The following is a 21208-nucleotide window of genomic DNA, read 5'->3' as shown; positions in this document are numbered from 1 at the left end:
CTACAGCTTAAAATAGTTGACCTTTTTTTTTACTTTGGAAGCCTTTTTATACGTTCCGTCCGGGCAGGAGTTATGCTCCTCTATAATATCTTTGATCTCTATACGGTGTCTTGCATCCTCACCCCAGCAGAAAAAAGACAGGCCATAAGCAAAGATATCCATATCTTCCATCCGGATCTTTAAAGTGGTTTTATCCCTGTTGTTAATTTCCAGATAATACTTTTTCATATCCGTATCATAAACCAGGAAAACGCTTTCCGCATTGTGGATCGCCTGTATATGCGTACCGTGCAGTGCAGCCGCAACGGAAGTGACCATAAAGGCATCGGTCCGGGGCTTCAGATAATCCAGGAGGGCGGCATCCCGGTTCAGTATTTCCGTATGGGTTACGTTGTCTATAAGTTGCAATGATATATACCCGGGCTTATCCGGCAGGGAATCTATATATTGCAACTGCATCCTGTTTTCCGGGGAAGCTTTTTCGTAAGCATTGAATTTTCTTTTGTTGAATACATGCTTCACCGCCTTCACCCGGATCTTCCCGTCCAGGGCAGGAACCGTGGTAATGGAAAAGCGATCGTACGGGTAGTGATCTTCATGCAAACCGATAGTTCCCAGTTCTACAGGCTCCACCGTTGTTCGCTGCAACTGGTTGTTCACAGAAACACTTTTGCAGCTTATAAATAATGCGAGAAGTAAAAAAGAGTAGTATATTTTATTCATCTGTTCTTTTTTATTTGTTTTTCATAGGTCAGATGTAATGCCCTAATGATCATATCGGTTGGCGTCCGGAAATTTAGCCATGGGCATTTCATAAATACGGTTTTTAATAAGTCCGGAACTCCCCCGGTAAAAATAGGAATTTTTCAATAACCGGTATCTCCGGCCGTGCAGAACTTAATGGTATCTCCGCTTGCGGAACCTATATTGAAAATAATCAGGTGTAATTATAAGAAAAAGTAAAGATTTCTTCATTGGTTGTTATTTATATACGGATATCATATCCCCGGTTTTTATCAAATACCGGAATACTCCGGCAAGCATTTTAATGGCAACAACAATTTTTCACCATAATTCCTGTATCAGGCTGGCGATGCGATCGTAATCCCGGGGGGTGGGGAAGATTATATTATTTATCCCGATACCGGAAAAAGGAACCCTCTCCTATCATAAAAGATCATATAGTTTGCGAAGTTCCGTATTCCTGCGAAATAAATTTTGACCACACAATAATAAGGTAAAAAAATGCTTTGTACAAATAGAACTCGTCTTGAGTTGTTCTATTACCTACAAAATCATCATTTTGTCCCCTAATTTCGTAATTCTCTCGAACCGTAGCGCTGCTATGCTTCTCCAAAATTACTTCATTAGTGAACAAAAGCATGACTTTTCGCTCAAATACAACAACTCAAGACGAGTTCATAGTTATACCCTCCATTTATAAATGAACTCGTTTAAATTTTTTCCATCCCGATAATTCGGGAGCAAAAAAACCAAAATTTAGAACAAAAATCTCTATTTCCCGCCTGTGCTTTAAAGATTGTTTCCATCATGTCGGTTTCACTTGTGTATATTCATGCTCTTTGAAATTATTGTAATTTGTATTCGGAAACAGCTCTTTACGGGTGTTTTATCCGGCAGGGAAGTGTGCCCGGATATCGCTGACCTCGCTGTCCGCGTTCGGTAAAACCCCCGGGCTATAACCAAAAGCATCTCTGCTAACCAGGTGCCGGCAGTAATAGCACCGTTCGGCAGATGGTATCACCGCAAGTCTTGAGGCAAATTCAGGATGGACAGCCGCCCTGAAAAGGTACACCTGTCTTTGCCGCCGGACCGGCATATCGTATTCCCGGCCGGATGATCCGGGGCCGGTTTTTGCCATTTAAGGGATTGCATATACGCCGAACCGGGTTGGGTTAGCCGCATACCCATCCCCTTAAGTCGTAAACGTAACCAGGTTTGCCGCTTAAGCAGTTGCGTGTGATTTCATAAGCAACCCGGTAAGCGGTCAACGGAACTGCGTATGCGGCAAACAGGATCCCTTACGATTTCGTACCCATTCCCTTAAGCGGTCAACGTAACCCGGTTAGCGGCTAAAGCAATTGCGTGTGATTTCACAAGCAACCCGGTAAGCGGTCAACTGAACCCCTTAAGCGGCAAACGTAAACTGGTTAGCCGCTTAAGCAATTGCACAGGAATTCACAAGCAATTGCTTTAGCGGTTAAAGGAACTGTGTATGCGGCAAACAGGATCCCTTAGGATTTCATACCCGTTCCCTTAAGCGGTAAACGTAGCCCGGTTAGCCGCTTAAGTAGTTAAGTAGGATATCATAAGCAACCCGGTTAGCGGCTAAAGGAAACAGGTTAGCCGCATACCGGGTCCGGTTCGGCGTATACGCAATCCCTTAAATGACCGTTTTCCGGGCTTAAAAACGGAAAGAAACGGAGCGTTTTTCTGTGGGCCCCGGTACAGGAGTGTATAGAAAAGAAACACGCTTAGAATGACTACCCCGGTCTTTTGAAAACAGGCAGAACTTTAAAAACCTGTCCGTACCTGGTGAAGTAGTAAGGAAGGTGCCATTCATACCATTCAGATCGCCACGTCATAAAAAAATGTGGTAAGCTCTATGGGGTACAAGGAGTTCAAAGAACGTATACTTATTTTTAGCGGACATTAGGGATATCTCACAAGTTTGCAACTTCGCTGCCTAAGCCTTCAATAAAATGAAAAAAACGAAAAACGCCTCTCTGAGGTGTATCCCAGTTTCTCGCAAGTCTTACTTCATTTATTGCTGCAATGACCTGGTCAATGAAAAAGCTTTAAACAAATTACAAAAATATGGTTCAATATTATGAAACACCATTTTGGAAGCCCTCAGAGAGGAACACAACGGATTGACCTCTCATAGATGTGCGGTGGGCTGCGAAGTCGGAGACATTCAGAGCACGCGACACTTCGTTGAACGGGTCTAACCATTCATGCCTACTTACCTCTAACCCTTCAAGTACAATTCCTATACCGAGTCTGTTTTCCTGGAAGGCATACGTTGAGTTATAAACATAATCCTCGGCCAACGGGTCGGAGACGTTCGCAGAACCGATTACACTTAGTAGAGCGGAGGTAGTTTAAGAATTCTTATAACTCTATTTGGTTGGGGTATACCATTTTGGACTATCGATTTTCTTTTCTATGAGTATTTCTCTCAATTCTTGAGACACAAATATTCTTTTACGTGCTTCTGTCCCTGTGCCAAAATAATCTTTACTCTTAAACATTGGCGCAATAATATTTTTATACTTGGGATAAAAGCCTTGAGGCATAGGTTGATACTTCCATCTACCACATTTACCACATCGCTCTATAGGGTTGTCTTCTAAATTTAATAGTTCTTCTGTTTCTTCTAAAACTAATTGTACAGTATCTTCAAAAGGAATATCTTCTGTGTATTTCAGTACTTCTCGACTTTTAATGCCTAATGGCCTGAACACCTCATTATAAAGCTCTCTCTCAACAAAATATTCATCAAAAACCCAACCAATGCTAAAAAGCTTTTTTTTACCTTTTTTGGGTATATTCTTTAACCTAAAAGCATCTTTTTGTTTTTTTCCTATTCCACAGATTTCGCAATAATCACTTAAATCATAAGTTAAATCTAAATATCCAAAATCCATATCTGGCATTGGATATCCATGTGTATGAGCGTTAATCTTTGCAGAAACTAAAGACTCTTTTAACTCTTTATTTGTAAATTCAGGGTATCTAACACCTATATCTCCCCATTTTTTCAAATGGGATTTCAGTTTTAGATATTTATCTTCTTCTATCTGAATTGCTGTAAACCCCTTTTTTGGATAGAGATTAAACGAATTCATTACTCTAATTCTTTCATCTGTCCAATCTAGGGCTAAATGATACATTATTTTCATAAACCTAATGCTTTTTATATTTCAGGATAATTCTTATAAATTTCTCGTGCAGCTCCTTCAACTTGTGCTCTAGTTGCTGTACTAGTGGTTACTGCGGCATTAGACCCATTATAGCCAATTCTAGCTCTCCAAGCATTCGTAAAAACTTGATGCTCAACTTTAGTGAGTGCAATAGCTTCCATACTTCCAGGTGTACGACCAAGAAGACTAGCAAATCTCTGTTCAATTAAATGGTGAGCCTGTAATCCTTTACCTTTGACAAGCTGTATAAGATCTTTATATGATTTAATCCCATATGTAGAGGCTTCAGAAAAACTAGAAATACCACCACCTGCAACTGGAAACCTAGGATTGAATGATGCTGGAGACCTGCTCTGCGAAGTTTGCAACTTCGCAGCTCAAACCTTCGATAAAAAGAAAAAAACGAAAAACGCCTCTCTGAGGTGTATCCCAATTTCTCACAAGTCTTACTTCATTTATTTCCGCAATGACCTGGTCAATCAAAAGGCTTTAAACAAGTTACAAAAATGTGGTTCAACCTTATGAAACACCGTTTTGGAAGCCCCTCAGAGAGGAGCGCAACGCATTTGGCCTGTCATGGATGTGCAGTGGGCTGCGAAGTTGCAAACTTCGCAAGCATACAACACTTCGAAGAGCGGGAGTCAGAGACATTCAGAGCCCGGAACACTTCGTTGAGTGGGTTACGAATAAAAAAACCACAACTTTCGCTGTGGCTCTTTCTCTAATTTAATTTCATTATTCATAAACCTTGGCTCCTAAAAGCAGTTGAGCGAAGATTTTCCAAGTAGGCTTTTTTTCATCAAAAGGTATATTCATATTATTAAAATAACCCTCTACATCTTCTGTATAAGCTTGTAACGATTCTAAAAAATCTTTTAAAGTAGCGTTTTCCCATTCAGCCTTATTAGTTTCAAAATCTAATTTTAAAAACTTTAAAAACTCTTCAAAGTCCTTTTTTGTTTCTATTTTTTCTGATATTTCGTGAACATCCATAATAATAATATTTTTTGTTTTTTACTGTCCTCTTACTCTAATACTTGTTCCTCCGTTAGTAGTTGTAAATTTTTCTAAATCTTCTTTTGAAAGACTATTATAATCGACTTTTTCATATTTTATATCTACACCAGCGTCTTGGAAAGCTTTCAGCATCCTGTTGTCAATAAAGGAACCCCATATGTGGATACATATAAATTTACATCATAAAATTAATTATATTTTATTTGGTTTTTAACATAGAATGCATAGCATATGACACTTCGGAGAGCGGGATATTCTCTATACCCTCGATGCCCTTATCAAAAACGTAAAACTTAAATCTATTGCATAAAAAAACCACCCCGAAGAGTGGTCTTTGATTTTACTTCTCTTTAATAATTTGCAAGATTAACACCATATTTATGTGCTATTCCTGTGCTGTCAATATAAACGTAGAGATAATAAGCATCGTTGGTTAATCTTGAAAATTTGTACCAAGTATCATTTTCCAACTCACCTATGATTTCTTTTTTTTGCCCATTGAATGACCATTTCCAACCATTATCTTTATTAAAATAAATTTTCCCTTTTAACTTTGGTTTATTTAAGGCAAAAGCATTCAACCCTGCGTAAGAAGCGTAAAAAGAACTGTCCATTTCTATTTTATTAACAATATTTGAATGATTTGGCTCTATTTCAAAATCAGGATCAAGAACATTTAATGTACTATCTATTACCTTCATTTTATTGATTTGTATAGCATTATTATGATCGTCCCAATAATCATTCTTAATATATTCTTTTGTAATTTCTATGTCCTTACAACTGCCAAATAAAACAGTTAGCAACAATATAAATAATATCTTCTTCATTATTGTTGATTTTTAAGGCGGCTTTTCTCCGCAGCTCTAATAATAGCTGCTCTTCCAAAACCTCTATTAGCAGAATAACGTAAAAAATCTCCTGTTTTTAAGATAGATACTTTCGCCATATCCTGAGGTTTGTCAGGACTTAAGCCTAAGCTTTGCATTCTACTGGTTTTCCATCCTTTATAATTCGCTAAAGTTCCTATAAACCCACTTTGCCCGGCTAATGCACTATACATTTCTCCTGAAAACCCACCTCGAAAAGGGGTTTCCAAGCCAAATTGTCGTGCTAATGGTGCAGAAGAACCTAAAACACCATTGACTTTATTAACCATTATGTTATCTGCTCCTAAAGTCCTTGTATCTTCTGCAAACCCTTTATAATTAGACCCTGCAACATTTGCATAGTTTATATCGTGTTCTTTAGCTATTGCATCTGCTAAATCAATAGGTTGGAAAGAAAAATCATAATTATCACCACCTCTATAATCTGTTATTGAACCCGCTCCAGAATATAAACCGTGTCGAGTTTTATCATCACCAAAATCCCATCTTATATTGCCATTTTGATACAACTCGTTCTCTGTTTCACCGACATTAAAGTATGTATGTTTTACTCCTTTTCCCTCTGGTCCATATGAAGCCGCATTATACACTCCTTGATAAGTGCCTCCTGCCGCTTCAATTTGTTCTTCTGTCATTTGATAGTAATTAATATCCAATGTTGCGATATGTTTATCTCCATCCATAAGATGGATGCGCGAAACATATTCTAATCCTTCTAATTCAATTCCATCAATTGGTCTATTTTCAGAGAAATTATAAGTTCCGTTATGAGGATAGCTATCAGCAATAGGGTCAATTGCAGCAAATCTACCAATCACTGGGTCATACATCCTAAAAGTAAATTCGTGCATATTTAAACCAAGGTTTTCTGTAAATTCTTGATCTTGGAATGTTTTGTAGTTATTTTCCGGTCCATTCACGACATTATTGTACCCTTTGTGCTCAAGCCCGAATGGGTAATAGTTATTCTCCTCGATGATTTCCAGTTGCGGGGAGCTTGTTGTTCCAATGTTAGCATAGGACAGTCGTGCGTTACCTAAGTGATCTTTATACTGGTACACATACTTATAGGTATTGTTCTCCTTAGTTACATATCCCTCCGGATGACTAAAAAATGCCAAAGAACCGTTCTCATAAATGTAATTCCCGGCATACTCCGTCCGTGTCACAGAACTTCCCTGGGTAACTTCCTTCTTCAATTTGATCCCCAAAGCATCGTAAATATAAGCAATTTTATTGCTTCCGAAACTGATCTGAGTCGGCAAGTTTAAATAGTTATAAGTAACCCCGGTGATTCCCTTGTTGGCATCCGTCAGCAAATTGCCGTTGGTATCATAGGTATAATCGTTATTGGTATTGGTCCCGTCTTTAAATCCATAGGTCTTGTTGGCACTATCCGTTACCTTGAGTAATTTGTTCCCTATGTTACCTGCATTATACTCGTAGGTCAGGTTATCCATTGGACCGAAGTTGGCAGCATTACTTTGTACCGGGGTTGCTACAATAGCTCCGGTTCGCTGTAACTTCATGATGTTCCCGTTCTTATCATAGGCAATATCCTTTACCGTATAACGATCTGTTTGCCCGCCGCCGTTAAACTTCCCGGAAGTAATTCGGTTCAAGGCATCATAGGTATAAGCATAACGCCGCATGGTATTGTCATTGGCCGTTTTCCAATACGTTTCTGCTATGTTACCGTTAAACAATGGGGCGACTGTTCCGCTTCGGCTGATGTTATAGTTGATCTGGAAGTTGAACAGCCGGTCTCCAGGATTGTCCACGTCGTTAATGTCCGTAAGCCAACCTCTTACATTATACTTGTAATCTGTAGTCTGTAGGGGATTACTTTGGGTGTTTCCTACCTTTTTCTGCTCCAACTGCCCCAACTCATCATACACATTTTCTGCAATAAGCTCCTCCGACTGGTTGTTTATTTTTTGGGTTTGGACAAGCAACCTGCCCATATGGTCGTATTCGAACTTGTCTATCGTAACTATGGCAGCATTGCTTCCTTTGGTATGGGTGGTTCTGGTCTCCAATACCTTCCCGGCAAAGTCCAGTTTGCTTTCTACAATATCGGTTGTGTTCAGGTAAGGGTTTTTGGTAGCGGTGTAGATCAGCCTCCCTTTTTTATCATAGGCGCTGATCGTGGTGATCCAATGGTTAGTACCCAATACTCTTGTCTTACTCCCTGTAGCCAGGGTTTTGGTCCGCGTATCTACGGTTTGTCCCAATACCGTAGTGGGTACCGTTAACCCGGCAAGGTCAAAAGTGTAGTTGTCATAGTAGTTGATCGTAAGAATCTCATCATTAAGCCCCTTTGGGATCGCCTCATTGCTGTAATAAACCGGGGTGCCCGCATAGGTGTTCGCCGTAGGTGTCCTGACCTCGTATTGGTCGTATGTGGTAATGTTATTGGCCGAGTTTTGCAAGGCTGTCCTGCTCCCCGTATGGTTTAGCGTGCCTGTATAGGCCACCCTGCCAAAAACATCGTATTTGGTAAACAGCCATTTGTTCTGGACTTGTAGTTTGGTATCCTGCGTTAGTACAGGCCGGTCCAGCATATTGTACACAATATACTCCCAACCTTTTCCCGGCAACTTCTTCTCTACCAATCTGTTTCTGCTATCATATATGTATTGGTAACAGAGCTCATCTAAAATTTTCGATTGGGTATTATCAATTGCAGCTGTAAAAATACTTCCTGATTGGGCATGAAAACCATCTGACAAAATAATAGAATTAGAAGCTGTTAACGTAAGACTACTTCCGTTTTCTACCGTGGCTGATGAATTGATGGAACTCTGTATATTGCCTGGGGCTATTACCTCCATGGCGTTAGGAGGTAACACGTAGGTTAAGTTTCCATAATCGTCGTATATATAGTAAGTATCATGCGGCGTTGACACTCCCGAGACATCGGCATAGGTACGTTTTAGTACTACATGCCCCTGTTTGTCCTTAAACTCTTCGATCGTATGGTTAGTGCCACCTATCCAATTCTCATCTTTGATTATGGTTTTATAAAGAGTTTCTGCATTATAATAAATGTTTCCTCCGGTAAGCGTGGGAATATATATATTATTCTCTAAACTTAAATTGACCTCAAAACGGCGGACCACATTTCCTAAATTCACCTGATTATCAAACTGAATGGTATGACCATAATTATCACTTTCTATGGGCGAAGGGGGTAAAGGATAAGACACTCTTATACCAACACATCCGGGTTCATCATAACCCCAATAATCTGGATCATAACATCCTCCATAACCTGAAGGTACATTATTATAAACTGAATTTCTATATTCTACACATACTGTTGAGTTATAATAACTTGAACTTGAATCAAAACAACTATTTCCACCTGTCTTTTTTTCCCAGTCATTCCCTGGTGCTGCTTGTGCTATTATTCTATTGACAGGAGAGGTTTCAAATACCTTTTCGGAAAACGGGTTTGATGTATTTCCGTACTTTGAAGTATTATAAAAACTATTTGTATTGTTTAAAGCATCTGTTCTAAACATCCCTCCATTAGCAGACGAAACATAAGGTAAAAACTCTTTTATTTGTCTTCCATATTCGTCATACTCAATATGAGTAATAACATCTTGATTCTGCCCTCCAGCTCTCTGATTAACAGACTGAACAGCTCTGCCTAATCCATCAAAATAATTGACTGTTTCTACTATGTCATCGGGTAGTAAATCTGTTGTTGTCCCCGCTTTATGAATTCCATCGGTAGTTTTTACTTGATAGGCTGTCTGTTTTATATAGTTTTTATCATCAGATTGCGACATTATAGTTAATGGCAATAAAAACAAGAGTATAAATATTTTTTTCATTTTATTATTTTTAGCATATTGAAAATTTATCTGAAGTTGGCCACATTAATTTTATAATGTTTCCCATTCTCAAAATAAAAACTATCACCTGAACTAATATACTCAGTTGTACCCATCTCAATGTTAGTTATTGAAAAATCTGTAATAAAACCCAAGTCGTATTTCACGTTAGCATTGATCCTAAAACTTAATTGATACTCCCCTTCTTTCACAAGTAAATTGGAAGTGGTTTCTACATCGTTGTACGTATGATAAGGAGTTAATTTTTGAGTAGCTACAATAGAATTATCTTTTATAAGATCTAACTCCACCTTTGTTGGATGAGTATTGTATACAGGTTCATTATAATATCCTGAATAATCCAAGTAGCCATATGACAGTTCAATAGAAACCACCCCATTAGTTTCCCCAGTACAATCAGACGAACTATCCTCTAAAGTATCTAGGTAATATTCTGCATTGTTATTTGCAATAACATCTGAACTATAGGCATACGTACCTCCAGGCACTATATTATTATAAGATAAATCTGCGTTACAAATATGAGCGTTATTAATTGTACGCATTATTGGATAATTATAGTAAAACAGGGGTTGGTTTACTAAATAATCAGCTGTATGATACTTATATGTATTAAGTATATTTCCATCGTTATCAATTTGTTTTACCAATCTACCAATTGGGTCATACTTATAATACATAGCATCCCCGTTTGGTCCCGTTATACTTGTAACTCCGACTTGCCTCTTGTAAGTGTAAGTATTTATCATTTGATTGGAGCTGTTGTAGGTATTTCTTAAACTCTCTAAAACAGATAAAATGGAGGCTTCGCTTGAAGGGTTTTCTAAAGTATTATTGGAGGTAAACGAGCTAGAAATATTTTGATACGGTACATTTTTAAGTTCCGCCACAGGATACATCCCTTTATACCCCCATAAATAGGACGTAGATGCACCTACTTTATCAATGATTTCCAGCACATTGCCATACAGATCATATTTATTATATATTAAATCAGTTGTCAATGACTGTCCTTTAAAAGAACTTTGTATTGTTTTAGGAGCAAAAAATCCCGAACCCTCATTTATATATTCATAGTGTATTTTTCTCCAAGACAACTCTCTGTTTTTCGATGTATTGATACTGGTTTCTTCAACTAATTGGGTTACCATATTAGCATTTTCCATCTGGTCATAAACCCCATCAAAATCATAGGCGTATTTATAATTAGTTTTTATTGGTTCGTCTTTTGAATTTGTAGTGGTTATACTTGTAGGGTTCAAATAAGGTAATTTATTGTACTGATAATCTTTAACAATTGTAATTACTCCTGTATCTTCAAAAATAGTATCGGTTTCCTTCGACAATAGTAACTTTCCTATTGGTATACCATATTGCCCTGAAATAATATCATAGTAATAGTGGCTATATAATTCTCTTTGACTAACCGTACTATTTCCCCCAACTATTTTGAATGTACTTTTTGGGAAAACATAAGCTACTTTTAATTGATTTTGTAAGTTATACCTCGTATACTCAAAGGATTTTTTATTAACGGGACTATATCCATCTTCGGAATCGTATTTATAAGATTCTATTGATTTTTGTACTCCCATAAACCAATCAGTTTTCAGGTAAGGAATATTAGTATTGGGAATAAGGTTCCTGTCATTTTGAAATGGTTCAAAATAAGTAGGATCATAAAAACTATAAACTGTTTTACCTGTCTGGTCTCCTAAATCTTGTTGATATTCCGTAACTTTGGTATAGTAAATAGGCGCTCCATTAGGGTAAGTATAATTCAATGCAGATGAAGGCTGATATGTCGTTTTAGTTTCTATTGCTAGTTCGTCAAGACAGTTTGGATCAGAACAAGAGGATTGTCCATTCCACGCCTCTAAATAATATATTTTTTGCTCATAACTCTCTACACCAAAATAATAGGAATTAACCTTACTTGTCTGTTCCGGATGGGTCATTAAAATTCCGGTACCTTCTTCAAGGTCCCCATAACGATAATACTTTTGTTTTATAAAATTTGATTCTTCATCCAAATAATTTATACTACGGATGCGGAGCCCTCCTCCGATTTGTGGAAGTTTTTGGCTATATGTCGTTGATTTATTACTAGAAAAATGTTCTTGATATTTATTTGATTCAAAATCAAAATCTACAACCCCGCCTGTTGGGTATATTATTTGCTTTAAAAGACCTTGTTTTATATTATTTTCATTAGGCATTTCTGCCCAATTGTCATGCCCTCCGATCTCAATTTCAACGTTCGGTGTAATGACAGCGCAAGATTCATCAGGGTTATAAAACTTATTCTGAATAATTGTTTTTTCTGGAATACTTAAATAATCATTAACATACCGGTTAACCACTCTGGTTTTATGATTGAGATATCCCCAAGCATCATGCCCTTTTAAATGGTTTCCATAATCAAACTTTGAAGTATATAAAAGGCTATACCTTTGAAAAGCATCAATACCATTCTTAACGTGCAAAGAATCCAGATATCGTGTCCCATCGGTAGGTGTGCCATCTATATAAGTGGTTTTCTTACTTTGAAATAAGCTTAATGATTTTACTTCTATGTTTTTATCATTTAAAACTCTAATAAAATTCAATTGATCAGATCCACTAAAAGTAACTTTCCCCCCTCTAAATATAATTTCCGATAAAGAAAGTCCATACACTGTACTTCTTGATTTGCTTAAAGGCGTATTAGAACTAAAAATCTCATCGACAACCCCTTGATTATCTATATAAGGTACATGTAGCTCTGTTTTATTCCAAAAGTATTTGATATATTTTGGCGAAGATATTTGATAAAAAGGAATATTTGCAACCATGTTACTTCCAGCATTATAATCAGAAGTAGAATTCAAAGGATACTCGTTCGATCCATAAACAGGTTTACCGGTAGAACATGGGAAGGTGTTGTTAAAAAACTCCACTTTATCATTATAACCAATAATATCATCTGCTAATTTACTCGTATACTTAAACTCAATAACATCTGTATTGTTCGTACTTACAATTTTATCGCACTTCCAAGATGTTACTGCATTATTTGTATATTCCCTTTTAACAGCTTCCAAATTATCCAGACTATGGGTCAAATCATTATAATAAACCGCACCCGGTACTCCAAAAGAGTAAACAGTTCCATCGGTATCTACAATTGTAAATGTACTACTGGACTCATTCCATGTTATTTTTATATTGTCATAAGGAACAGGAACAATAGTATAATTGTTTCCACTATTATTTTTTTGAAAATAAAAGGATCCAGACTTATTTAAGAGTTTATAATTAAACTTATCTGGCATGGCGTCCTTTTCTCCTATAGCCAAATCATATGCATTGTCATAATTCGTTAAACTACTATAAAAAGGATACGCATTGGAACCATCTGTTTTATGCGATTTTACAAGATTATTATTAATATACCCTCCCTGTGGATCTAAGTCATCCTTTCCGTTAATCGACCTTGTGATTTGTAGATCACAACTTAAAGACCACCCCAAACCAACCCTAGTCGCCTTCTCATTAATTTTAAATCCTCCTGCATGATAATTCAATACAATGGGCAGTTTTAAGTTCCCAACTGAAATCTCATGAAAAGAGATATTAATATTAGGAATTCCTGTATTGTAGTTTATCGGATAGTTTACCATTTTAGATAACGCTGCCGCCTCCGGACTTATTGGCACAAATTTTTGACTTTCATAGTTTTGAGCATTACCAATTTCAAAAAAAATAAACAATGCCAACAGAAAAATATTTTGACTTACTAATTTAGTTTCCATATTATTTGTTTATGAGTAATTTGTTCGTGATTTATACGAATCAAGGGTTGAAAAAAACTATTGATTATCAATGATTTATAAGAGATAAAATCGACTTCGTTTTAGTTCAAAAAAACCAGAACCCCCTGATTTTTAATTAAAATAAAAATTCAGCTCTTGACTCGCATTAATAAGGATTAAAGCAATACATTCTTTCATTTTACTTTTCCTTTCAAGTAATTTATTTCTTCTTTTAACTCTATCACATACAACGTCAACTCCTCCACCTTCTCCAGCAACCTCAAATTCATCTCCTTGAGATTAATCCCCTCTTCCTCCATTTCTTTTGCCGAAGGTATTCCCGGCAAATGCCCCTTTTCTTTAATATGGGCCTGTACTTCTTCCAGGGAACGTAAATGGTACTCTTCTTTAAATACATAATCCGGGGCCACGGCTCCTGCCAGGTCTACTTTGACCTCCCGGGTATGGATATTGCCTTTTACGGTGAATTTGGCATCCGGAGTAACCGTGCCTATACCTACATTACCATTATCCCTGGCAAAGAATATGATCTTATTATCCTTGTCAAAAATTCCGAAGCCGGGAATATTGCTTATTCCGTTACCATTTTGATCCAGCTTAAACAAAAAAGCCCCGTCAGATTCAAACAGAAGATCATCCTTTGTATTAGTATTGGTAAAACCATCCGTCATACGAATTCTGGCAGGGAAGCCTGATGTTTCAATCAACAGTCCGTTCTCATCCTTTATATGTAATCCTCCCTGCGGGTTCGTTGTTCCTATCCCTGCATTCCCCGAAGCGGGAAATGTGTTGGTCTGGGCATAAAAAGTAAAAGGGAGTAAAAGGAATAATACCCCCACCCTGGCCCTCTCCCGGGGGGAGGGAACATATTCTGATATTTTTTTGAATATATTTCTCATATTACGGCTTTTTAAGTGCATCGATTTCTTTACGGAGCTGTTGGTTTTCTTCCAGGATCGTTTCTATTTGTTTTTGTTGTATATCCATTCTTTTTTGCTGCTGAATAGCATACAAAGTCAGTTCTTCAATCTTCTGCAACAATTTAGCATCCATCTCCCCCAGGAATATTCCATTTTTCTCTACTTCCTTAGTACTGGGAATGTCCTTTAAATGCCCTTTTTCTTTAATGTGTTGTTCTACTTCTTCTAAAGTCGGTAGGACATAATTCTCTTCAAAGACAAAGTCGCTCCAGCCGTTAAGGTCAACTTTGACCTCTTTGCCGTGTATTATCCCGTTTACCGCCAACCTGGCATCGGGTGTAATGGTCCCTATGCCCACATTGCCGTTGTGCAGTAAGCGCATCAGGCTTTTATCTCCGGCAGTCTGGATATCAAAACCTCCGGAAGCGGCAATACCACTACCTCCCATACGAACCCTGGCAACGCCGTTAGACCAGCCCACAGACATATTGAGCCCGGAATTTTCCGGGTTAATAGCCTGAACGGATCCGGTTGTTCTGATCAGCCCATCTACATGAAACTTAGCCGTTGGTTCGGCAGTTCCTACACCTACATTGCCGTTGGACAATAGAAAAATTCCATCCCCATTCCAGGGGGTTTGGCCGTAGGCGATATATATTTTCCGGGATTCTTCGCCACTGCCAAGCATTCCTATCCCCCCAAAACGGGGACCTCCAAGTTCTCTAAAGTAATTGATCCCCCTGGCCCAGCCCCCGGTGGCCACGGGTTTTATCATATTCACTCCTCCTCCGTCCAGTAATATATTGGAACCCTTTGCCGTAGGATATTGATTCTGGGATATGCCTAAATATCCTGATCCCAGAAATACAAAAAGCAGATATAGTTTTTTCATCTCCTGTTAGTTTTTATAGCGGTATTTGTATTCTTCCAATAGTCTGTTTGTCTTATCTCCTGTTGCAATACTTTGATCTCTTCCTGTAGTTTAATGGTATACAGTGTCAGTTCCTCTACCTTCTCCAACAGTTTTAAATTCATCTCCTTGAGATTAATTCCCTCTTCCTCCATTTCCTTTGCCGAAGGTATTCCCGGCAAATGCCCCTTTTCTTTAATATGGGCCTGTACTTCTTCCAGGGAACGTAAATGGTACTCTTCTTTAAATACATAATCCGGGGCCACGGCTCCCGCCAGGTCTACTTTAACTTCTTGAGTATGGATTTTTCCTTTAACGGTAAGTTTGGCATCCGGAGTCGTGGTTCCTATACCTACATTGCCACTACCTTTTACAACCATTTTATCCTCTACTCCGGTATCGCTGACAGTTCTGAATTTCACTATATCCCCGTTAGCCGAACCTATATGCAATACCCCCGAACTATATATTTCATTTGGGTCTACTATCATAGAACTGTTTCCGTCAGTGATGGTGAGATAGCTTTTTTCCGGCACCCATTTCGCACCAATGGTTCCGGATCTTTGTATTTCCAGTTTTGCTGTCGGCGAAGTAGCCCCTATTCCCACATTTCCATTGTTTTCCACGGTAAAGTTCACATTCTGGTTGGCTGTAGCCGTTCCGCTGGACAACCGTAAAACGGGACCGCTCCCCACCTGGTTTATATACACTGCCGCCCCGTTGGCATTATCCCTTGTTAAGTGGTGATAGTCCGTATTTCCGGTTACCGTCTTAAAGATCCCGGTATATTGCTGTGCATGTGCTTCCATTCCAAAGCACAGTGCACTACCGATAAAAAAGAGTAATTGTATTTTCTTCCTGGTTCCTTTTTTGTTTTTCCTCAATGTTTTATATCTATAGTCTGTTTAGTAATGTGTCCATTTTGTCTTCCAATACTTTAATCCTGCCGTTTTCTTCTTCCAACTTTTTTATTTGTTTGTTCTGTTCCAGGATATATAAAGTCAGTTCCTCAATCTTCTGTAATAACCTGGCATCCATTTCCCCCAGGAAGACCCCGTTCTCTTCCACTTCTCTGGCACTGGGAACATCCTTTAAATGCCCTTTTTCCTTGATATGCTGTTCTACTTCTTCTAAAGTCGGCAGATTGTACCCTTCTTCAAAGACAAAATCGCTCCAGCCGGTTTCTACTTTAATTTCCTTAGCACGGATGTTACCGTTTACGGCAAGTTTCCAACTTCCGGGATTAGATGTCCCTATACCAACATTACCGTTAGAGTTAATAAGAAATCTGTTTCCATCTTTGTATATTCGCCATTCATTATTGCTGCTAAGCCCTGCAAACCAATTAGAGCCCATAGAGGTTTCATACCAAGCTCCGGCTCCCGAAGAGTGCTTCCCCATATACATTCTCCCCTGTACATGTAATTTTTCATTGGGTGAAGTCGTCCCTATTCCCATATTTCCTCCTGCCGTTGGAAATACAACAAAATTTCCCGTTCCGGTTCGGATATTTATGTCTCGGTTACCATAGGTAAAAATGGTAAAATCATTGCCGTTTCCGTATATATCACTGGTATTATTCCACATAAAACCAGCATAGTATTCTGTTGAAGTTCCGAATCGAAGATATTTATGCGGATCTCCTATTCCAAATTTTGGATTCAAATATTGCACATCTACAGTCTGTGCTTCGGCAAGCAAAACGGTTATTGGAATTAAGCAAAAGGTAAGTATATATCTTTTCATCACTTATTGTTTTTTGAATTCATCTATTTCCTGTTGTTGTCTTTCATTTTGCTTGATTAATACCTTTACCTGTTTTTGTAAATGAATCGTGTATAAGGTCAACTCCTCTATCTTCTGCAACAACCTGGCATTCATCTCTCCTAGCAGGATACCGTTTTTTACCACTTCCGCCGCACTGGGAATATCTTTTAAATGGCCCTTTTCTTCAATGTGCTGTTCTACCTCTTCCAAAGTAGGGAGCTCATATTCTTTATCAAATACAAAATCGCTCCAGCCGTTCAGGTCCACTTTTACTTCTTTACTGTGGATTACCCCGTTTACGGAAAGTTCGGAATCCGGTGTTACGGTTCCTATACCTACATTGCCATTTCCCCTCACTATCATCCTTGTCAGAAAATTTCCTTCAGAATTTTTTCCGGTACGGAAATACAAATGCCTGTCCGTCTTTCCGGGTGCTGTAGGAGATACTTGTATGATCATGTTTTTATGATTCGTCCCGGGATCATCACTGGTAATGTAGTTCCCGGAAGCATCTTGGTGAATACCGATAAAATTACTCCCTCCAGTGCCCCGGATAAATTTTATATTGCCCCGAACTTCAAGTTTTTCCGAAGGAGAGGAAACCCCAATGCCTACATTCCCCGATGCCGGGAACGTATTGCTCTGCGCGATAGAAAATAAGGGAGAGGCGAAAAGAATAAGTAGCGTTTTTTTCATATGTGATATTATATTGAAGATTATTGATGGTATATAATTAGTCTTAGTACATAATAAAATTTCATCTGCATAAATTTTCCTCTATTTCTTTGGTAAAAAGAGGAAAGAGTCAAACGGATTCTCCCTATAATCGACTGAAAAACAAGATTGTCATGCACTAAATATTTTATGTATTGTCTTCCCGGGACCTGTTTAAGGTAGTTATACGGTTTAATATCTGTATGTATTACTACAAACAGTATAGCTCATGGATATTACGCCACAATCAGAGCGCAAATGTCCTGTACGCAATCCGGTATTCCGGATTCGTTGTCTGTTAAAAATCCCTGAGGGGAGGGGAAAGTAATCTGATTATTTTACCAAGCAGGTTATTGTTCTTCGGGGAAAGAAAAGAGGTAATTTCACATCATATAATATATTTTATCTTTTTATTTATGTCACCAACGATTACACATCAATCATAGGCAAAAATTATATCTTTATCAAGATTTTATACCATACAATAATAATATAAAAAATAAAAAAACACAACAACTTATTCCCCCGATTTATAAATCAAGGGTTTGATAACTTTACAATTCAACTACATCATAATAAAACATAAAATACTATAAATAAATACATTAAACATAAAAAATACCACATCAAAACACAGGTTATCCCGGTAAAATATGGCATACAAAAAAACAATAATACATGTTCCGTATCTCTTGTATTATCCCCATAGCTATCGTCCCGTTGCTCTTTACGGAAGTCCGCATTTATAAATGAACGGAACTATTTTTTACTTTTTATATCCTTTCCTGTTGCTACTATTTAAATTTTAGTATTTTTATCCCCAAACACTTTGTATTGTTATGTATACATCCAGGCTGACCAAAAAGATTCCCGCTTTCAACCTCCAGGAAATGTTGATTGTCCTGGCCATTATAGGTATTTTATTGCTTATAGCGCTGCCCAACCTCATGCCCCTGATCACCAAGGCCAAAAGTGTGGAAGCCCAGACCCAGCTCAAGGCCATATACAATGCGCAGAATACCTACAGGTACATGTATTCCAAATTCTCTGCGGATTTTAACGAACTGGATTTCGAGCCGCCGAAAACGGTTAATGATAACGGTACGGCCAATTATAAATATGAAATTATCGAAGCTTCCAACTCCTCTTTCAAAGCCAGGGCGGAAGCGGTAACAGACTTTAATGGCAACGGCGTGTTTAATGTCTGGGAAATCGATGAAAACGGGGTGCCTAAACAAACGGTAAAAGATTAGTTGTAACACCTGACAGATAAATAATATAAGAATACAAAATCCTGTGGTATAAAAGTCGCTACTTCCCCCCTTTTTCGGCTTTGAAGCAACAGGTCAATAAAACTATAATTTCAAATACAGATTTGATCTGCCAAAAGCTTAGTATCATGCTTTTCGTAAAAATATGCCTTATAGCAGTACTGGGAATTATTTTTTACCAGGATTACAGGTCTCGAATGGTATCGCTTCCCTTGTTTATCCTGGCCATTCTCCTGTTTGCCGGTTTGCATTTTTTCCGGGCGGACAGGTATGTGTTCTGGATTTCCATCGGTATAAACCTCGGGTTCATAAGTATAATATCGGGTATACTGTATCTCTATTCCCGTTTTAAACTCCGGTCCGCTTTTATAAACGGCAGTTTCGGCGCCGGCGATTTGTTCTTTTTTGTGGCCATCGCCCTCGGCTTTCCTCCCGTAACCTTTGTCGTATTGTTTACTTTTTCCATAGTGTTTTCCCTGCTGCTGCATATCTTTCCGGTTCCGCGAAACCTTTTTAAACCGGTCCCGGTAAAAACCGGAGAACATATTTCCGGAAAGAATCCCGGTGAGCCGCAACAGACCGTTCCCCTGGCGGGATATATGGCGCTTTTTTTTATAGTAGTTTTTATATATTCCCTCTTTTCTGATTTCCCTTCCCTATATTTGACCTAGACCTATGGAACTGACCTCATATCATATAGAAACCGGTTTACAACAGCTTATCAGTGCGGAGCAGGCCTTCCATTACCGCATTGTTCCCATAGGCAGGCAAAACGGACATATTACCTTTAAAACGGACCGGCGGGCCATGCCCGGGCTGAAAGAGGAACTGGAGATCATCCTCGGAAGTAAGATAGAACTGCAGGGCGACACCGAAGAAGAGCTAAACAGGTACCTCGCCACCAATTACAGGAAGGCGGAACAAACCCCCGGGGAGAACCTTCGCTACACACCGGATTTCCTGGAGAAAATACTCATTACCGCCAAAGAAATAGGTAGCAGCGATATTCATTTCGAACCTTATGAAGAAAAGTGCAGGGTACGCTATCGCCTGGACGGAAAACTTATAGAGCAATTCCATATTCCCATAGAAGAATACCCGGTGATCATCAATAAGATAAAAATAAGGGCCAACCTGGATATCAGCGAAAAAAGATTGCCGCAGGACGGGCGTATTACGGTGAATTCCGATACCGGCGAGTTCGACATCCGGGTCTCCTCCCTGCCTACCCTGCACGGTGAAAAAATAGTACTTCGTATCCTGAGTAAAGACGCGAGCAGGTTTAATTTAAGCGGGTTGGGCTTTACGGAAAGGGAATTGAAAATGTTTAAAGAGAGTATCCGCAAACCTAACGGTATCATACTCATATCCGGACCCACCGGTTCCGGGAAAACGACAACCCTCTATGCCACGCTGAAACTGCTCAATGATCCCAAGACCAATATACTCACTATAGAAGATCCTATAGAATACACCCTCGAAGGGGTTAACCAGGTACAACTCAAAGAGAACATAGGCCTGGATTTCGCTTCGGCCATGCGTACTTTTTTACGGCAGGACCCGGATGTGATCATGGTAGGTGAGATCAGGGACGTGAAAACGGCCAATATGGCTATCCGGGCAGCTCTTACCGGCCACCTGGTGCTTTCCACCATTCACACCAATTCTGCCTGGGCAACGGTATCCCGCCTGGTAGATATGGGAGTACCGCCGTTTTTAATTGCAAGTACGCTCAATGTCAGCGTGGCCCAGCGGCTGGTTCGGAAATTATGCGATCATTGTAAAGAGGAAGTCCCCGTAGAAAAGAGTATTTTCCCCGAAAATTTCCGCGTACCCGCTTCCCTGCAAACCCATTACCGGGCCGTTGGCTGTAACGCCTGCTACCATACCGGTTACAGCGGCAGAAAAGCCATTTACGAGATCATCCCCATAACCGGCGGTCTTGCAGAACATATCAAAAACAACATACTAGAAATAGATACCTATCTCGGGGAGAATAATATTAACACCTTAAAAAGCAATGCCATACAACTGGTACGGGACGGGATAACGTCCGTCGAGGAAGTATATGCCTTGCTGATGGACTGATAG

At 38.9% G+C, this 21208-nt stretch carries 17 protein-coding genes; 3 read left to right on the top strand and 14 right to left on the bottom strand.

All coding sequences use genetic code 11. The features are described from left to right. The 14 genes from ACVBDU_RS23475 to ACVBDU_RS23410 form a co-directional block, all read right to left on the bottom strand. On the bottom strand, positions 1-723 hold the full coding sequence (locus tag ACVBDU_RS23475; RefSeq protein ID WP_447182106.1) for a hypothetical protein: 723 nt from the start codon (positions 721-723) through the stop codon (positions 1-3). Between the two features lie 907 nt (positions 724-1630). Then, the gene (locus tag ACVBDU_RS23470; protein ID WP_447182105.1) at positions 1631-1882 is read right to left on the bottom strand and encodes a hypothetical protein; all 252 of its coding nucleotides are present in this window, start codon (positions 1880-1882) and stop codon (positions 1631-1633) included. A 1261-nt stretch (positions 1883-3143) separates the two neighbouring features. Next, positions 3144-3926, bottom strand: a complete 783-nt coding sequence (locus ACVBDU_RS23465; RefSeq protein WP_447182104.1) for a hypothetical protein — start codon at positions 3924-3926, stop codon at positions 3144-3146. 14 nt (positions 3927-3940) lie between these two features. Then, positions 3941-4315, bottom strand: coding sequence for a hypothetical protein (locus ACVBDU_RS23460; protein WP_447182103.1), 375 nt, complete (start codon positions 4313-4315; stop codon positions 3941-3943). 367 nt (positions 4316-4682) lie between these two features. Further along, a complete protein-coding gene (locus tag ACVBDU_RS23455; protein WP_447182102.1) occupies positions 4683-4940 on the bottom strand; it encodes a DUF7660 family protein in 258 nt (85 codons plus the stop codon). A 21-nt stretch (positions 4941-4961) separates the two neighbouring features. Continuing rightward, positions 4962-5096, bottom strand: coding sequence for a hypothetical protein (locus ACVBDU_RS23450; RefSeq protein WP_447182101.1), 135 nt, complete (start codon positions 5094-5096; stop codon positions 4962-4964). 218 nt (positions 5097-5314) lie between these two features. Further along, on the bottom strand, positions 5315-5794 hold the full coding sequence (locus tag ACVBDU_RS23445) for a hypothetical protein (protein WP_447182100.1): 480 nt from the start codon (positions 5792-5794) through the stop codon (positions 5315-5317). Further along, positions 5794-9699: a DUF6443 domain-containing protein gene (locus ACVBDU_RS23440; RefSeq protein ID WP_447182099.1), complete on the bottom strand. Its 3906-nt coding sequence runs from the start codon at positions 9697-9699 to the stop codon at positions 5794-5796. The genes ACVBDU_RS23445 and ACVBDU_RS23440 overlap by 1 nt, the downstream gene beginning before the upstream one ends. 26 nt (positions 9700-9725) lie before the next feature. Beyond that, positions 9726-13514, bottom strand: a complete 3789-nt coding sequence (locus tag ACVBDU_RS23435) for an RHS repeat domain-containing protein (RefSeq protein ID WP_447182098.1) — start codon at positions 13512-13514, stop codon at positions 9726-9728. A 194-nt stretch (positions 13515-13708) separates the two neighbouring features. Beyond that, positions 13709-14434 (bottom strand): hypothetical protein, encoded by a 726-nt coding sequence (locus ACVBDU_RS23430; protein ID WP_447182097.1) that lies wholly within the window; start codon positions 14432-14434, stop codon positions 13709-13711. A 1-nt stretch (position 14435) separates the two neighbouring features. Then, positions 14436-15347, bottom strand: coding sequence for a hypothetical protein (locus ACVBDU_RS23425; protein ID WP_447182096.1), 912 nt, complete (start codon positions 15345-15347; stop codon positions 14436-14438). Further along, positions 15344-16249, bottom strand: a complete 906-nt coding sequence (locus ACVBDU_RS23420; protein ID WP_447182095.1) for a tail fiber protein — start codon at positions 16247-16249, stop codon at positions 15344-15346. The genes ACVBDU_RS23425 and ACVBDU_RS23420 overlap by 4 nt, the downstream gene beginning before the upstream one ends. A gap of 10 nt (positions 16250-16259) precedes the next feature. Then, positions 16260-17111: a hypothetical protein gene (locus ACVBDU_RS23415; RefSeq protein ID WP_447182094.1), complete on the bottom strand. Its 852-nt coding sequence runs from the start codon at positions 17109-17111 to the stop codon at positions 16260-16262. 3 nt (positions 17112-17114) lie between these two features. After that, positions 17115-17828 carry a hypothetical protein gene (locus tag ACVBDU_RS23410; protein WP_447182093.1) on the bottom strand — a complete coding sequence of 238 codons (714 nt, stop codon included), beginning with the start codon at positions 17826-17828 and terminating at the stop codon, positions 17115-17117. An 857-nt stretch (positions 17829-18685) separates the two neighbouring features. Between ACVBDU_RS23410 and ACVBDU_RS23405 the strand changes: the two genes are divergently transcribed. The 3 genes from ACVBDU_RS23405 (at position 18686) to ACVBDU_RS23395 (ending at position 21205) form a co-directional block, all read left to right on the top strand. Next, the gene (locus tag ACVBDU_RS23405; RefSeq protein ID WP_447182092.1) at positions 18686-19099 is read left to right on the top strand and encodes a type IV pilin-like G/H family protein; all 414 of its coding nucleotides are present in this window, start codon (positions 18686-18688) and stop codon (positions 19097-19099) included. A 146-nt stretch (positions 19100-19245) separates the two neighbouring features. Continuing rightward, entirely contained in the window at positions 19246-19788 is a 543-nt protein-coding gene (locus ACVBDU_RS23400) for a hypothetical protein (protein ID WP_447182091.1), read from the top strand. A gap of 4 nt (positions 19789-19792) precedes the next feature. Further along, positions 19793-21205: a GspE/PulE family protein gene (locus tag ACVBDU_RS23395; protein WP_447182090.1), complete on the top strand. Its 1413-nt coding sequence runs from the start codon at positions 19793-19795 to the stop codon at positions 21203-21205. Positions 21206-21208: the final 3 nt, after the last annotated feature.

This window comes from Sinomicrobium endophyticum, from assembly GCF_052983315.1.
This window is presented reverse-complemented; position numbering and strand designations above follow the sequence as displayed.

Coding starts and splice junctions, on each gene's coding strand:
- ACVBDU_RS23440 (WP_447182099.1), bottom strand. CDS start 9,699: ATGAAAAAAATATTTATACTCTTGTTTTTATTGCCATTAACTATAATG.
- ACVBDU_RS23475 (WP_447182106.1), bottom strand. CDS start 723: ATGAATAAAATATACTACTCTTTTTTACTTCTCGCATTATTTATAAGC.
- ACVBDU_RS23445 (WP_447182100.1), bottom strand. CDS start 5,794: ATGAAGAAGATATTATTTATATTGTTGCTAACTGTTTTATTTGGCAGT.
- ACVBDU_RS23410 (WP_447182093.1), bottom strand. CDS start 17,828: ATGAAAAAAACGCTACTTATTCTTTTCGCCTCTCCCTTATTTTCTATC.
- ACVBDU_RS23400 (WP_447182091.1), top strand. CDS start 19,246: ATGCTTTTCGTAAAAATATGCCTTATAGCAGTACTGGGAATTATTTTT.
- ACVBDU_RS23415 (WP_447182094.1), bottom strand. CDS start 17,111: ATGAAAAGATATATACTTACCTTTTGCTTAATTCCAATAACCGTTTTG.
- ACVBDU_RS23465 (WP_447182104.1), bottom strand. CDS start 3,926: ATGAAAATAATGTATCATTTAGCCCTAGATTGGACAGATGAAAGAATT.
- ACVBDU_RS23450 (WP_447182101.1), bottom strand. CDS start 5,096: ATGCTGAAAGCTTTCCAAGACGCTGGTGTAGATATAAAATATGAAAAA.
- ACVBDU_RS23430 (WP_447182097.1), bottom strand. CDS start 14,434: ATGAGAAATATATTCAAAAAAATATCAGAATATGTTCCCTCCCCCCGG.
- ACVBDU_RS23395 (WP_447182090.1), top strand. CDS start 19,793: ATGGAACTGACCTCATATCATATAGAAACCGGTTTACAACAGCTTATC.
- ACVBDU_RS23455 (WP_447182102.1), bottom strand. CDS start 4,940: ATGGATGTTCACGAAATATCAGAAAAAATAGAAACAAAAAAGGACTTT.
- ACVBDU_RS23435 (WP_447182098.1), bottom strand. CDS start 13,514: ATGGAAACTAAATTAGTAAGTCAAAATATTTTTCTGTTGGCATTGTTT.
- ACVBDU_RS23470 (WP_447182105.1), bottom strand. CDS start 1,882: ATGGCAAAAACCGGCCCCGGATCATCCGGCCGGGAATACGATATGCCG.
- ACVBDU_RS23405 (WP_447182092.1), top strand. CDS start 18,686: ATGTATACATCCAGGCTGACCAAAAAGATTCCCGCTTTCAACCTCCAG.
- ACVBDU_RS23425 (WP_447182096.1), bottom strand. CDS start 15,347: ATGAAAAAACTATATCTGCTTTTTGTATTTCTGGGATCAGGATATTTA.